Below are 14122 nucleotides of genomic sequence, written 5' to 3'. Positions count from 1 at the left end.
GTTATTGTTTTTTCGAAATTGAATCTTCTTTAATCATTTTCTAATTCAATTTTGGGTATTTTGATCCGGCTTAGCATACCGTCTTCTACACAACTTGCTTTTAGATTGCTGTAAAAACTGATGCTGTGGTTAATGTTGTCTAGCAATGTTTTAGGATTTATATCACGTTTCAAGCGCGCCGACGATTTATAATTAAAACAAATATATTTTTTTTCTTCTTCAATGCTGATCTTTAATTCGCTATTGGCATTCACAAGTTGTGTTTGCTCTATGAGATTGATACTTTGCAAAATGGTGTTGGGAACGATCATGATTTGTTTTGCATCTTGCTTCAGCTGCCATTCGATATGCAGGTTTCCCGAATACAAATAGTTTTGAATTTCCTGATAGTGTTCAACTTTTTTAATTTCATCCTCAAGGCTGATAATTTCAGAATAACGGTTGCCAAGAATTCTACGGTAGAACAGTGCCAGATAATCGATGTGTTTTTCAGCCTGATCGATTTGATCTTTTCGGATCAGACTGATTATACCTTCTAATGAATGATACAAGAAATCAGGATTGATTTTATTTCTAAAGACTTCAAGTTCGTATCTGATATTTTTTCGGTTAAGATCTTCTTTCTGAAGGAGAAGAGAATTTTGTTTGTCAAGAAATGTGATACTGATGTAGAATAGATGGAAGAGGATGCCGACAAGAATAAAAACAATAAGGAGTGATATGAGTTGGGAGCCGAAGCTGCTCATGCCAATGTAATAATTGAAATATAGCCACAAACAGGCTGACACCTCTGAAATGGTGATAATGAAACTTCCTGAAAACATGAGTCCTGTTTTTATCCAGGGGGTTGAAGCAAATCGTTTCGTTTTTTCAAAAGTATTTATCCATAGGCGATAGGTTTCAAATAAGATATAGTTGACTACAATAAGAAAGACCAATTCGTCAGGTTGAAAATTACTGACAATTTCGGATAATCGGTCGAATACCAAAAGAAGCAGTATGTATACAAAAAGACCTGCAACCAAGGGTGCAAATATTCTGTATAGGGATTGATTTAGGTATTTGGTTTTCATTGTATGGGCTTAATATCTGTTTTATTTTCCAGTGAATAAGAATATATTATGGTTTGCTAGTTCATGTTCTGATTATTATTTGTAATGAGAGGTAAGCTTACTGTAAAGAAATCTGTTTTTTCAAGTTTGATATTTTCATTTGTAAAAAAGGCATAGCGTTGCTTGATGTTTTCGATTCCAATTTGAAATGATTCTGCTTGTTTGCGTAAAGGGTTAATATTATTGCTAACATGCAGGTAGTTGTTTTCACAGATTAATTTAACCTCTAAAGGCGAATTTTTAGAGATTAGGTTGTGCTTAATCGCATTCTCGACCAGCATCTGAATACTTAAGGGTGGTACGAGGCTATTCTGAACTATTTCAGGTAATTCAACACTTAGTTTGTACGAGTCTTGAAATCGCATTCTAAGAATATAGTTGTAGGCTTCAACAAAGGCCAATTCTTTTTTTAGAGGAATAAGAGCCTTATCGTTCTGATCCAGAATAAACCTATAACTCTCAGCAAATTTTCGAATAAATTCCTCAGCTTTTTTGGCATCTTTATAAAGTAGCGACGAAATGGTGTTGAGTGAGTTAAATAGGAAATGTGGATTAAGTTGCGATTTTAGAGCTTTGAATTGTAAATTCATTTGGTTATTAATCATCTCTACTGACTTTATTTCTTCCTTTTTAAGAGCATTGAAAGAGAAGATCATAAAATCGAGGCTGGTATAAATAAATACGAAAATGAATAGGATTAGTAAGGCTTTTAGAAATTCATCCTGATGCTCCAGCCAAAATGTTTTGTAAGTCATTCCCGTATGGATAATCATATCGAAAAGCTCAAGGTAAAAGACAATCAGAATACAACCTGTTATAAATAGACTAAGGCATTGTAAAAGAAAACGGATGCTGGGTTTCTTTTGCCAGCTGATAAGTTTATTAAGCAGTTCGCCCATCCCAAGTGCGGAGAAACCTGCTAATAATCCAAAAACTGCTGAGATGAAGAATAAGAGAAATTCCTTTTGAAGGGAAGGTAAATCACCCATCTGACTATAATAAACAAGAATGTAGCTAAGTATTCCCAGGATTGGACTAATAATGATGAACCGCCAATTTTTCGACATTGTATTGTAAGTGTTTGGAATATTTGAAAGGTACAAATTGAGAAACAAATAATGAACTCAATTTAAAAATAACTTCATGGCTTTAGTAAATGTAAAGCCATGAAGTGTAACAAACTAGAAAACTTACTATGAAAATCTTAATTTTGTTTATGAGAATAAATGGCTTTCATAATTCTGCCATAGTCATATTCGGAGTTTATTTCTTGAGTTGACTTTATTAATGCGTCCTGAATTTTTTCGTTATCAAGGTCTAGTTTTTCGACAGCTTCCATAAGAAAAGAGGCGTGTTCGTAGTCAGATGAAATGTTGCTTGATTTTTCAATCAACTCAATTTGTTGTTTAGTGGTCAAGTCCTCTTTGTTAAGCATCATTTTGTAGAGTTGGCTCAACTCATATGAGGATGAAATTTTCTCAGAAGCCTCCATCAAAAAATCAAAGCCTTCATCTCCAAGCTTATCATATTTCATAAAGTCCATTAATATTTCTTTATAGGAATAATCTGATGAGATATCATCCATCATTTCTTTGAATTTTTCTTTATTCTGAGGTGTTATCATTTCATGCTCTATCATGTTTTTCATGATCTGAGTATTCTCATAATCAGATGATATTCCTTTGCTTATTTCGATAATCTTATCAATGTTATCAAGATCAAATAGTTTTTCATTAATGACTGTTTTGATAATAATGCCTTTTTCATAATCAGAATCAATGTCATTGATTTTGTTTAGAATCAGATCCAATTTGAAGTTTGAGTTTTTACCCTCTGAAATAGCCAGTTTAATAAGGTTTGATTTTTCGAAGTCAGAATCGATGTTATTCAATGCTGAGATAAATAACTCAAAACTGGTTTCGTTTAGTTTATTATTTTTGAATACCGCATTTAATATTTGAGATAATTCATAATCAGAAGAAACCTTGTGCAGACTATTAAAGAATTCCTTTGAAAGCAAACTGTCGTCAATAAAAGCGTCGCTGTGATTTTTAAATATTTGCGATAACTCATAATCCGAATCGATATACGCAGGAAATTTCTCTAATAATTCTTGTTTTTCTTTCTTATCGAGTTGGTTATTATTAAGCAGGTAATTCACCATTTGTGATTTGAAATAATCGCTGTCGGTTTCTCTTAATTCAGAGAGGAAGGCTTCAATTCCTCCTTTTTGGTAAATTTTATTGATGCGATTTTCCAAATCCAATCCCGAGTTACGAACAACATGAGGCAAAACTTCAACCATCCACTCACGTCCCTTAGGTTCAAAATCGATTTGTTTGTTGCCTTCAAAATAAAGTCTGTCCAGTTTGTTATTGTTTGAACGGAAATAAAGTTTGCGTTTCATCCCAAAACTAACCATGCTTATTTTAAGATAGCCATCATCACTAATGCTAATCACATCGGTATAGTTATCATTGAATTTGATTTTACCATGCGTCGATACTTTGATGTTTTCAGCATTCCAACTTGATCTCATAGAGCTGGTTAAATCTTTATCCTTTACGGTTGGATTCGCAACTGACTGAGAGATTGAAAAAGTCAGAATCAGTGCAAACAGACTTGTGATTTTGAGAAGCGTTTTCATATAGAATGGTTTAGTTTTTCAATAAATAAACTTGTGATTCCTTTCAATTATGATGCTGCGAAGAAATTGTCTAAATACAGCATCTGTCAGATGTTTCAAACGGAGTCACATTTTATAAGAACAATATTCGGGAAAAGTTCAGGGAATTAAAAAGCAAATGACATCAATTGTAGAATATTTGTCATGAATTGTATAAAATGTGTAATTCACAAGAGCTTTAGGGATCAAGTTGAAAAGTTTGTGGAGCAGAATAATAATTGGATCTTTGTTGTCTTAAATTTACATCATGGATTCTACAAAAGATCATTATAAGCTCCTGCTTCAAGCTATATTACCAGAAGAAATCTTTAACTACTTTGAGATCACTCAAGTTATTATCGATACAAAAAGGCTGGATGTTCATCTGGATGAATTACATCAAAGCCCAGAAGAATATTCATCTGAGAAACTTATTTCGAAAGGCTTTCAGTCAGCTGTTATCATCCAGGACTTTCCCATTCGAGAACGTATGGTTTATCTGCATGTTCGCAAACGGAAATGGCTTGTTTGTTCTACCGGTCAAGTTATCAGTAGAAATTGGGATTTGGTAGCAAAGGGGGCTCGATATACAAAAGGGTTCGCTTCTTTTTTAAAAGAATTATTTGGAGAATTACCCGATCAGTAGTCAAAGTCTGGAAAAACATTATCATATTGATGGCAAACAATTTGGCCAGCAATACAAAGAACATTTAAGTGAGTTCAATCATTGGGATCAGAAATCACATGCTCATTTATGGATGATCTTTCCTGAGAATATGGGTGAAAAATTAAGTATTGACGAAACAGCATTGTCCAATGGAGAACTCTACACAATACTTACCAATAAGGCTGCTAAGGGGCGCAGCGGTTCTTTGGTCGCTATGATACAAGGAACACGATCCGAGAACATTATATCTGTTTTAAAGAAAATCCCCAATTCTCTCAGAGATCAAGTTCAGGAAGTTACCCTTGATATGGCTGGATCTATGAATAAAATAGTCAAACGAAGCTTTTCAAAAGCCAGCAGAGTGATTGATCGCTTTCATGTTCAGAAGTTGGCCTATGAGGCTTTGCAGGAAATGCGAATTGCTCATCGCTGGGATGCTATAAATGAAGAATCTGAGGCTTTAACGAAAGCTCTTTATAGAGGTGATAAATACCAACCGATCCTGTTCAGTAATGGTGATTCGAAAAAACAACTCTTAGCAAGAAGTCGGTATTTGTTTTTTAAATCTGCAAACAACTGGACCAGAAGTCAACAGCAACGTGCAGAAATTCTATTTGCTCAATATCCGGACCTAAAAGAAGCCTACGTGCTAACTCATAATCTAAGACTGATATTTACTCAAACCAAGGATAAAGGCGTTGCCTATACAAAATTGGCACGGTGGTATCAGAAGGTCGAAGAGGCAGGATACAAAGCCTTCAGAAGTATTAAAAATACAATTCAAGATCATTATCAGGGTATTTTGAACTACTTCGATAATCGCAGTACAAATGCTGCTGCAGAATCTTTCAATGCAAAACTCAAGGCTTTTAGAGCAACGCTTAGAGGGGTGAGAGATATTAACTTCTTCCTATTTAGAGTCGCTAAAATATATGCTTAAAGAAAATTGATCCACTGTGAATTCAACTTGATCCAGCTTTAGCCTGAAAGATAAGGACGGGCAGGGGGGAATTAAAAAACCACTCCCGGAAAAAGGAGTGGTTTTTATATGTTTGTTTGAAAAGATTTAAGTTGTGTCTTAACTTAAATTAATTGAGTTGTTCAGATTATTCTGATACAACTTCGAAAGCGATATCTACTTTCACTTCTTTGTGAAGTTTTACTGTAGCAGTATATTTACCGATTTCTTTAACAGCATCTTTGATTGCGATAACTTTTCTGTCAATCTCAAATCCTTTAGCTTCTAAAGCTTCAGCAATTTGAATATTGTTTACAGAACCGAAAATCTTACCAGTAGTACTAGTTTTAGCACCTACTGTTAAGCTAACAGCTTCAAGTTTTTTAGCAAGCTCAAGAGCTTCGTTTTTGATTTTTTCCTGCTTATGAGCACTTTGTCTCATATTCTCAGCATGCATTTTTTTAGCAGACTCAGTTGCTAAAACAGCCATTCCTGTAGGAATCAAATAATTTCTTCCGTAACCATTCTTAACAGTTACGATATCGTTCTTATATCCTAAAGTATGGATATCTTGTTTTAAGATGACTTCCATTTCGTTTCCTCCTTCTTTAAAAGATTATTTCATCATGTCAGTTACGTAAGGTAGAAGTGCCAAATGACGTGCACGCTTTACAGCTGTAGCTACCTTTCTTTGATATTTTAAAGAAGTACCAGTGATACGACGTGGTAAAATCTTTCCTTGCTCGTTTAAGAATTTCTTAAGGAATTCAGGATCTTTATAATCAATAAATTTGATCTTGTTTTTCTTGAAACGACAGTACTTTTTCTTTTTGATCTCTACCGTTGGGGGAGTCAAATATCTGATTTCTGATTGATTTTGTGCCATGACTATTTCTCCTCTTTAGATGCTTTAAGGTTTCCTTTTCTTTTAATTGAATACTCGTATGCGTATTTATCAAGTCTGAAAGTTAAGAAACGGATGATTCTTTCATCGCGTCTGTAGTTAAGTTCCAATTTCTCGATTAATTCACCTGGAGCTTCAAATTGTAGCAATTGGTAAAAACCAGTGCTTTTCTTTTGAATAGGATAAGCCAGTTTGCGCAGTCCCCAATTCTCCTCATTAGTAATCTTACCACCATTGTCAGTAATAAGAGCTTTGAATTTTTCTGCCGCTTCCTTTACCTGAGCTTCAGATAAAACGGGAGTTACAATGAAAACGGTCTCGTAATGATTCAACATAATTTAAAAATGTTTAATTAATAAACTAATTATTAATAGTTTTACTAAGCCGCAAAAGTAGTTAATCTTTTTTTAATATTCAAATTCCCTAAACCTTAAGTTTTTCTTGTCGATTGCTTCCTTTTCATCTTCCAAGGTTTTTTTTGAGCCTAGCTTATTTTTCATTAAATTGTATTATGAACTTAATGATAAGTGAATCAGCTATTGTGTCCCCAATAAAGATTGATTTCAAAGCTAAACTCACCGATTGTTAATTCTTTATTCGTTCCATTATTTTTTAGTCGTAATGGTAGAAATTTAAAAGTATGAACTATTTCTAAATCGACACACATGAAAGACAGGATTGTAACTTTAGCAACTTGCAGCTACACTCGGGCAGAATTATTAAAAAGCTGTTTGGAATCAGAAGGCGTTGAGTGTTTTTTGAAAAACATCAATTTATTGCAATCAGCAATAGGGAGTGGCGTCAAACTCAGGATTCGTGAGGAGGATTTGATTAAGGCTTTACAAATTATCGAAGATTTTAATTTGAGCTATGTTGAGAAAGAGCAGGACAACGAGGGGTTTGATTCTCTGATGGTTTTAAATCGGATAATGGTTCCTGTTGATTTTTCTGATACAACACCACGAATCTGTGATTATGCCTATAATTTGGCTGTAAAATTTCATGCTGATATTCTGTTGTTTCACACCTACTTTGCTTCTGCAATCGAAACGGTTCCTTTCTCTGATAGCTACACCTATAATGCGACAGTTGTTGAAGTTTTAGCTGAGGTAGAAAAGAATGCGACAAAGAAAATTAATGAACTCAAAGAGTATCTAAGTGCCCGGGTAAAAAAAGATAAGGTTGAAGGGGTTGAGGTAGATGTTGCTTTGTCAGGGGGGATTGCAAGTTCCGAGATCATTAATATGGCTAAAACATATAAACCAGATCTTTTGGTTATGGGGAGTCGTGGAGAGACAGCCGGAACGTCTAATCTTCTTGGTTCTGTTGTTTCTTCAATTATTGATAGTATTCATGTGCCGATGTTGATTTTATCTGATAAAGGAGAGAATCCTGATTTGGATAAGATTAAAGAGGTAATGTATGCGACAAATTTTGATAGGGCTGATTTTAAAGCGATTGCGACACTTAAATATATTGCGGCGCCTTTTTCGATGAATTTGCATTGTGTTCATTTTGAAGAAGATACTGAGGAGTATCCTTTGGAAGAACACCGAATGGGAATATTGAAAAAGTATCTGAAACGTACATTAGGAGATGATACCATTCAATGTCAGGTGTTTAAAATTGAAGATAAGATGAAGGGGATTGAAGACTATGTACGTGATAATAATATTGGTCTGATTGCTATTATGGCCAGAAAGCATAATCTGCTTGAGCGTTTATTTTTTGGACAGATGTCGCGTAAGCTTTTTGTAAAAACACATATGCCAATTCTTATTTTCCATCCATAAAATTGTCGTTCGTTTTTTTCGGTGTCGAAAAAAGGGTTATCGAAGCCATATTGTTTCGATAACCCTTTTGTTATTTTGTTTTAGAACAAGCCTTCAGTAGAAAGGTATCGTTCTCCTGTATCGTAGTTAAATGTTAGAATTCTGGCATTGGGTCCAAATTCCTCTTTTTTCTTATTTATAGCTGCTAAAGATGCACCTGTTGAGATACCGGCAAGAATTCCTTCTTCCTTGGCTAGTCTTCTAACCATAGAGAAAGCTTCTTCCTGTGATACTTTTATAGCACCATCAAGGACATCGAGATTTAAGTTTGCAGGAATGAATCCCGCTCCAATTCCCTGAAGTGGGTGAGGTCCTGGAGCACCACCACTAATTACCGGGGAAGCTTCTGGTTCTACTGCATAAACTTTTAAGTTTGGAAATTTTGCCTTTAATATTTCACCTACTCCAGTGATGTGGCCACCAGTTCCCACACCCGTTACAAGATAATCGATTCCATCAGGGAAATCTGTGATAATCTCCTGAGCAGTTGTTTGTCTGTGGATTTCAACATTTGCTTCATTGTCGAATTGAGAGGGCATCCAACTGTTTGCGTTGGCCTGTATGAGTTCTTCTGCTTTTGCAATGGCACCTTTCATACCCAATTCGCGAGGGGTTAAAACAAATTCGGCCCCATAAGCAGACATCAGTTTTCTACGTTCAATCGACATGGAATCAGGCATGACAAGAATTAGCTTGTAGCCTTTTACTGCTGCAACCATAGCTAAGCCAACACCTGTATTTCCCGATGTCGGTTCAATGATAGTAGCACCTTCTTTAAGAATTCCATCTTTTTCGGCCTGTTCGATCATCGCAAGCGCAATTCTATCTTTAATACTACCTCCAGGATTACTGCGTTCAAGTTTGATCCAAGCCGTTGTGTTTTGTCCTAGCACCTTGTTGATTTTTACAACAGGTGTTTTTCCGATATTTTCTAAAATAGTGTTTAATTTCATGATTGTTTATTTAGCTGTGAATTTTAAATTTGAAAATCGATGATATTGCTTTCATCGATATTTGATCTGACTTTGATTTTATGTGTGTGATAAACCAATGAATTTGAATCAACACTTGATGTCAACCACACATTACCTCCAATGATGCTATTTTTGCCAATGATGGTGTCTCCGCCGAGAATGGTTGCACTGGAATAAATGATAACATTGTCTTCAACGGTAGGGTGGCGTTTCTTTTTTGCCAGGCTCTTTTTTACTTGCAAAGCTCCAAGTGTAACCCCCTGATATATTTTTACATTATTTTTTATGATTGCCGTTTCACCAATTACAACTCCAGTACCATGATCTATAAAAAATGATTTCCCAATTTGTGCTCCGGGATGAATATCGATACCTGTTTTTGAATGCGCATATTCACTCATGAGTCTCGGGATAATTGGAATTCCGGCTTTGTGGAGTTCGTGGCTGAGTCGATAAACCATGATGGCAAAAAAACCAGGGTAAGAAACGATAACTTCTCCAAGGGTTCTTGCTGCCGGGTCGAAATCCTGAATGGCCTGGGCATCTAATAAAAGTTCTTTATAAACCCGAGGCAGGGTTATCATAAATTGCTTTGATAAATCATCAATTGACTCATTGAGTTTTTCTTTGATGGGAAGAAGCAAAAGTTTTAAGTGTGTTTCCAATTGCACCAGAAGTGCTTCTTGGGCGCAATGACTCTTCGATCGTCGAGCACTGATTGGAAACAAGGTATTCATGGCTTCTTCAACAAATTTTTGACTTAAATCTCTACTGGGGAGATCGAGCTCATTGATTTCACGTGAAGCTTGGAGTTCTTCCATAACCTTCGATAGATAGTTCATTCGTGTCAGATTATAATATGTAAATTGTAAAGGAGAATTTGGGGTGCAGAAAATCTGCCCAATTTAAATTGAAAGTCTATTAAAAAGGATAAAAGCCTATAGAACTAACAACAAGGGGTACAACAGCAGCAACAACAATTCAAGTTGCTGGTCGAGAAAGAAATGTTTGAATTGAAAGAGATCAGTCGGGTAGTCGCAAATAAAGACATCTCAAAAACAGATTGAGATGTTGAATACGGTGCGATATGACTATTGTGTTCTTTCATTTGGAAATAAATTCTGAGACAAATCTAAGGAATATTTTTTAAATTAATACTTCTTTGTCTGAATAGTTTTATGAAGTGTAATAATAAGAACTTGATACAAAAGTTTTATTATTTAAACATTCACTTTTAGTGCCATGGATTTAAATAAACACCAAACAGTTTCACCTTGAAACAATTTGAGCGATTGACGCGAGGTTTCAGTTATGGTTACCAATAGTTTAAAACCGACATCTACAAGACAATAGGTTTGATTTCCATGTTTGATGATCTGTAAAATAGTTCCTTCAAGTTGATTGCGAATGGAAACGTCTTTTACTTGATTTAAGGCTATCGCAATGTCCTCGGGACGAAGAGAAACATTGATTTCATCTCCTTTTTCGAAATGTTGCAATTTTTTATTTCGTTTGATTCTAATTTGGCCTTTGGGCGTTGTTTTACTCAATTCAAAGTAATCAGTCTCAATACGCTCAATCCTGAAAGAAATCATGTTATTTAGTCCGGATTCTTCCATGATATTGATAAGTAAATCCTGTTCGATCAGATCGAGATAGTTGCCTTGTGCTATAATTTGTCCATTTTTTACAAGGAGTAGTTTTTGACTTAGATTCAATAGATCCGGCAGGTCGTGACTGACTACCAGAATCGGGAGTTTGAGTTTTTGATTGATTTTAATAAGATAGGGGATGATCTGTCGACGCAAAGAGGTGTCTAGAGCAGAAAAGGGTTCATCCATAAGTAAAAGCCGAGGTGAAGACAGAAGGCTGCGACCAATGGCAACGCGTTGTTTTTCTCCACCGGAAAGTTGTTTGGGTAATTTCTTAAGTAAAGAACCAATTTCCAGAAGTTTAACGACTTCATCAAGGCTAATTTGTTGTTTGTTTTCACGAATATACCGAGTGGCAAAAAGTAAATTTTGTTGAACATTCATGTGCGGGAATAGGCGTCCTTCCTGAAATACGTAGCCTATTTTTCGTTTATGAGCAGGGGTAAACTGTTTGGTCTCACAATTGTCTAAAACATCATTACCAATTGCGATTTGGCCTTTATCGGGTTTTTCCAATCCGGCAATTAGTTGCAAAAGACTTGATTTGCCAGCACCTGAAGCACCAAAAATACCCGTGATTCCATCCGAAAAGTTGGCTTTCATATCTAGATTGAAGTTGTCTCTAGACCATTTTATGTCGATAGAAAGTGTCGTCATGCTTTGTGTTTTCGATGATGTAGTTTTTTGACCAATAGTTCGGAGCCTGCCATTGCAACAAAAGAAAAGAGAACGGCTATAATGAGTAAACGAAAAGCAGTTGTTTCCTGACCTGGAACCTGAATGGCAGAATACAGGGCTAAAGGTAAAGTTTGCGTTTCACCTGCAATATTTCCTGCAAAAATAATGGTTGCACCAAACTCTCCTAAAGAGCGAGCAAAGGCTAGTATAAATCCTGAAATTAGGCCAGGTAGAGCCAGTGGTAAAGTGATTCTAAAAAAGCTTTGCCAACGATTTGCTCCCAGCGTTTTTGCAGCTTCTTCATAGGCAGGATCAATCATCTCAATGGATAAACGCATACTGCGTACACTCAGAGGAAAAGCAACAATCATCGAAGCGATAACCGCAGCATAATAGGAGAAGGCTATTTTTATTTCAAATATTTCGTCCAGAAATTGCCCGATAAGACCATTACGGCCTAAAAGAAGCAAAAGAATAAAACCTGTTGCGACTGGAGGAAGGACTAAAGGCAGGTTGATAAAACCTTCCAATAGAAATTTGGCTTTAAATTTTCGTCTTGCAAGAAACCAACCTGTGAATATGGCAAATGGCAGGCAAAGCAAGGCACTCCAAAAAGCGACTTGAAGAGAGAGAGTAATGGCTTCCCATTCGGTATTTGTAAATTCGAAATAATTAGTCATGGATGATAAAAGCATAATCTTTCCAAATTTTCCTTGATTCAGGTTGTTTCAGAAAATTCTGAAACTTTTGAATTTTAGAATTGGTCTTTTCGCGATGAGCTGAATAATAGAGAATCGGAGATGAACAGTTCTCCGGGAACTCATATAAACAACGTACTTTTTTTGATTTTTTTGCATCCGAAAGATAAACAATTCCCATATCAACTTCACCCATTTCAACCATTAGTAAGGTTTCTCGTGCATTTTTACAGGGCAAAATTTTTGATTCAAGAGTTTCCCAAAGTTTATAATGACTTAGAATTTCTCTGGCATATTTTCCTGCTGGAACATGTGTGGGATCTCCTATTGCTAAACGATCGCAAGATAACAAAGGGATTTGATCAGGCGTGAAGGATTCTGGCTGGGGCATTTTGCTTTCATTGGGAACAATAATGACCATTTTGTTTTTAGCTAAGTTTAGTTTTGATTCGGAATCGAATAGTTTTTTTTCCAAAAGGTAGTTGATCCAGTTTTCATTGGCAGAAAAAAAGAAATCAACATCGGCTCCTTGTTCTATCTGTCGGGCAAGAACACCGGAGGATGCAAAATTTAAACTTAGTTTGACTCCTGTTTCTTTTTGATAGACTTCAGCGGTTTTGTTTAAAACATCTTGTAGACTTGCTGCTGCAAAAATATTGAGTCTATCAGCTTTCTTTTTAGAATTGCATGATGTTGATAATAAGCCTGTAATCAAACAAAAAAAGAGGGCGTATGTCCGGGTTGCATTCATAGCTCTAATATAGCTGATAAAATAATACATTAACAGGTTTCTAGTCTGTATAAAGTGAACTTTGTTTGTAATTGATCAATTGGCTTGTATTGCTAATCATTTTTTACTGTTTAATGGGAATTTTGGATGCAAAATATTTTGAAAATTTATTATTGTCTGACGTGTTTTTGATTTTGACGAATGATTGATTTCTTATTATTTTCTGATTTATTTTAAAGCCATAATTTTCTCTAAATTATTGGTGTCTGATTTTAGCATAGCAATGGATTCTTGTTTTTCTTATGGGTTGTTTTGTGAAATATAATATCATATGATAATAATAAGTATCTATTTGTTATTAAGTGTTTTATTATTGGTGTCTTTGTCATCTTTATTTAGAGTTTAAATAATTATTACAGAATCGAATAAGGAATTTGCGACCTAGGCTTTGTATTTTATTTTGTATCTTAAAGGATATTTTTTGTTTTTGATGAAAAAAAGAATTTTGATTACATATAGATTCGATATATTTTTATTTTCTTTGTGCATACAACTTTTCCAATTAATAATATCTGATGAATACAACAAAAATTTTTCCGACCCTAATTTTAATTTTTTGCTTATCCTTTGTAGTTTCTGCTCAGACTAATGATGCTGAGCAAACTCAAGCACAACAGACAGAAAATACGCAATCTGTTGTTAAACCTCGTACCTATATTAAAGATGCTCCTATTAAAGAGCAATTTGAATTTATGATGGAAAAATCATCCAGATGGAAGAGTTATAAGGTTATAGAAATTGCATGGTTGCAAAAATTTCAGTCAGGTTTTATTGATTCGCTAAATGCGATTAGAAATGATTATCTGGGTGCTGAGAAACTTATAGCAGAGAGAGACAAAACAATAAAATCGTTAGAGTTAGATCTGAAAGAGAAAAAGGATGCTTTAGCTACTATTCAGAATGAAAAAGATAGCATGTCTTTATTAGGAATTCAGATGTCCAAGGCGAGCTACAACTTATTTATTTGGAGCTTAGTTGGTGGTTTATTGGTGCTAACAGGTTTCTTTTTCTTATTATTTAAAAGAAGCAACTCGGTAACCAAAGAGACACACATTAGATTGGAAGAAGTAAGAGAAGAATTTGATACACATAGAAAGAACGCTTTGGTACGCGAGCAAAAACTGGCTAGAAAATTACAAGATGAAATAAATAAAAATCGTAATTTAGGTATGTAATATTACATCGTTCGAAA

The 14122-nt window shown here is 35.1% G+C and carries 15 protein-coding genes; 4 read left to right on the top strand and 11 right to left on the bottom strand.

Translation table 11 applies throughout. The features are described from left to right. Positions 1–29: 29 nt before the first annotated feature. The 3 genes from EO244_RS09485 to EO244_RS09475 form a co-directional block, all read right to left on the bottom strand. Positions 30–1073 (bottom strand): histidine kinase, encoded by a 1044-nt coding sequence (locus EO244_RS09485; RefSeq protein ID WP_129254432.1) that lies wholly within the window; start codon positions 1071–1073, stop codon positions 30–32. Positions 1074–1129: 56 nt separating this feature from the next. Next, a complete protein-coding gene (locus EO244_RS09480) occupies positions 1130–2179 on the bottom strand; it encodes a sensor histidine kinase (RefSeq protein ID WP_129254431.1) in 1050 nt (349 codons plus the stop codon). A 137-nt stretch (positions 2180–2316) separates the two neighbouring features. Beyond that, positions 2317–3759, bottom strand: coding sequence for a coatomer subunit gamma family protein (locus EO244_RS09475; protein ID WP_129254430.1), 1443 nt, complete (start codon positions 3757–3759; stop codon positions 2317–2319). A gap of 286 nt (positions 3760–4045) precedes the next feature. Here EO244_RS09475 and EO244_RS09470 point away from each other — a divergent pair, with 286 nt between their 5' ends. Then, a complete protein-coding gene (locus EO244_RS09470; protein WP_129254429.1) occupies positions 4046–4423 on the top strand; it encodes an ISAon1 family transposase N-terminal region protein in 378 nt (125 codons plus the stop codon). Continuing rightward, positions 4401–5384 carry an ISAon1 family transposase gene (locus tag EO244_RS09465; RefSeq protein WP_129254428.1) on the top strand — a complete coding sequence of 328 codons (984 nt, stop codon included), beginning with the start codon at positions 4401–4403 and terminating at the stop codon, positions 5382–5384. Before EO244_RS09470 ends, EO244_RS09465 begins: the two co-directional genes overlap by 23 nt. 166 nt (positions 5385–5550) lie before the next feature. Here EO244_RS09465 and rplI read toward each other — a convergent pair whose 3' ends face one another. From rplI to rpsF, 3 genes are read right to left on the bottom strand one after another with little or no spacing between them, the layout of a single operon-like run. Next, positions 5551–5994: a 50S ribosomal protein L9 gene (gene rplI / locus EO244_RS09460; protein ID WP_129254427.1), complete on the bottom strand. Its 444-nt coding sequence runs from the start codon at positions 5992–5994 to the stop codon at positions 5551–5553. Between the two features lie 24 nt (positions 5995–6018). Further along, complete coding sequence (rpsR, locus tag EO244_RS09455) at positions 6019–6288, bottom strand: 30S ribosomal protein S18 (protein ID WP_129254426.1); 270 nt, start codon at positions 6286–6288, stop codon at positions 6019–6021. A 2-nt stretch (positions 6289–6290) separates the two neighbouring features. Continuing rightward, on the bottom strand, positions 6291–6641 hold the full coding sequence (gene rpsF / locus EO244_RS09450) for a 30S ribosomal protein S6 (protein ID WP_206734523.1): 351 nt from the start codon (positions 6639–6641) through the stop codon (positions 6291–6293). A gap of 330 nt (positions 6642–6971) precedes the next feature. Here rpsF and EO244_RS09445 point away from each other — a divergent pair, with 330 nt between their 5' ends. Further along, positions 6972–8099: a universal stress protein gene (locus EO244_RS09445; RefSeq protein ID WP_129254425.1), complete on the top strand. Its 1128-nt coding sequence runs from the start codon at positions 6972–6974 to the stop codon at positions 8097–8099. An 80-nt stretch (positions 8100–8179) separates the two neighbouring features. Here EO244_RS09445 and cysK read toward each other — a convergent pair whose 3' ends face one another. From cysK to modA, 5 genes are all read right to left on the bottom strand, one after another. Then, positions 8180–9091 (bottom strand): cysteine synthase A, encoded by a 912-nt coding sequence (cysK, locus tag EO244_RS09440; RefSeq protein ID WP_129254424.1) that lies wholly within the window; start codon positions 9089–9091, stop codon positions 8180–8182. 23 nt (positions 9092–9114) lie between these two features. Continuing rightward, a complete protein-coding gene (gene epsC / locus EO244_RS09435; RefSeq protein WP_129254423.1) occupies positions 9115–9954 on the bottom strand; it encodes a serine O-acetyltransferase EpsC in 840 nt (279 codons plus the stop codon). 378 nt (positions 9955–10332) lie between these two features. Further along, positions 10333–11421, bottom strand: a complete 1089-nt coding sequence (modC, locus tag EO244_RS09430; protein ID WP_129254422.1) for a molybdenum ABC transporter ATP-binding protein — start codon at positions 11419–11421, stop codon at positions 10333–10335. Continuing rightward, positions 11418–12122, bottom strand: a complete 705-nt coding sequence (modB, locus tag EO244_RS09425; RefSeq protein WP_129254482.1) for a molybdate ABC transporter permease subunit — start codon at positions 12120–12122, stop codon at positions 11418–11420. Before modB ends, modC begins: the two co-directional genes overlap by 4 nt. After that, positions 12115–12921: a molybdate ABC transporter substrate-binding protein gene (gene modA / locus EO244_RS09420; RefSeq protein ID WP_129254421.1), complete on the bottom strand. Its 807-nt coding sequence runs from the start codon at positions 12919–12921 to the stop codon at positions 12115–12117. Before modA ends, modB begins: the two co-directional genes overlap by 8 nt. A gap of 524 nt (positions 12922–13445) precedes the next feature. Here modA and EO244_RS09415 point away from each other — a divergent pair. Continuing rightward, a complete protein-coding gene (locus tag EO244_RS09415; RefSeq protein WP_129254420.1) occupies positions 13446–14105 on the top strand; it encodes a tRNA (guanine-N1)-methyltransferase in 660 nt (219 codons plus the stop codon). The last annotated feature ends 17 nt before the right edge of the window (positions 14106–14122 follow it).

Origin of the sequence: Ancylomarina salipaludis (assembly GCF_004122035.1) — a bacterium.
In the GTDB taxonomy this organism is placed as follows: domain Bacteria; phylum Bacteroidota; class Bacteroidia; order Bacteroidales; family Marinifilaceae; genus Ancylomarina; species Ancylomarina salipaludis.
The sequence above is the reverse complement of the archived record's forward strand: the minus strand, read 5'-3'. Positions and strand labels throughout refer to the sequence as shown.

Excerpts from the sequence above, each read along its gene's own strand:
- EO244_RS09485 (WP_129254432.1), bottom strand. The coding sequence starts at position 1,073 with ATGAAAACCAAATACCTAAATCAATCCCTATACAGAATATTTGCACCC.
- EO244_RS09480 (WP_129254431.1), bottom strand. The coding sequence starts at position 2,179 with ATGTCGAAAAATTGGCGGTTCATCATTATTAGTCCAATCCTGGGAATA.
- EO244_RS09475 (WP_129254430.1), bottom strand. The coding sequence starts at position 3,759 with ATGAAAACGCTTCTCAAAATCACAAGTCTGTTTGCACTGATTCTGACT.
- EO244_RS09470 (WP_129254429.1), top strand. The coding sequence starts at position 4,046 with ATGGATTCTACAAAAGATCATTATAAGCTCCTGCTTCAAGCTATATTA.
- rplI (WP_129254427.1), bottom strand. The coding sequence starts at position 5,994 with ATGGAAGTCATCTTAAAACAAGATATCCATACTTTAGGATATAAGAAC.
- rpsR (WP_129254426.1), bottom strand. The coding sequence starts at position 6,288 with ATGGCACAAAATCAATCAGAAATCAGATATTTGACTCCCCCAACGGTA.
- rpsF (WP_206734523.1), bottom strand. The coding sequence starts at position 6,641 with ATGTTGAATCATTACGAGACCGTTTTCATTGTAACTCCCGTTTTATCT.
- EO244_RS09445 (WP_129254425.1), top strand. The coding sequence starts at position 6,972 with ATGAAAGACAGGATTGTAACTTTAGCAACTTGCAGCTACACTCGGGCA.
- cysK (WP_129254424.1), bottom strand. The coding sequence starts at position 9,091 with ATGAAATTAAACACTATTTTAGAAAATATCGGAAAAACACCTGTTGTA.
- epsC (WP_129254423.1), bottom strand. The coding sequence starts at position 9,954 with ATGAACTATCTATCGAAGGTTATGGAAGAACTCCAAGCTTCACGTGAA.
- modC (WP_129254422.1), bottom strand. The coding sequence starts at position 11,421 with ATGACGACACTTTCTATCGACATAAAATGGTCTAGAGACAACTTCAAT.
- modB (WP_129254482.1), bottom strand. The coding sequence starts at position 12,122 with ATGACTAATTATTTCGAATTTACAAATACCGAATGGGAAGCCATTACT.
- modA (WP_129254421.1), bottom strand. The coding sequence starts at position 12,921 with ATGTATTATTTTATCAGCTATATTAGAGCTATGAATGCAACCCGGACA.
- EO244_RS09415 (WP_129254420.1), top strand. The coding sequence starts at position 13,446 with ATGAATACAACAAAAATTTTTCCGACCCTAATTTTAATTTTTTGCTTA.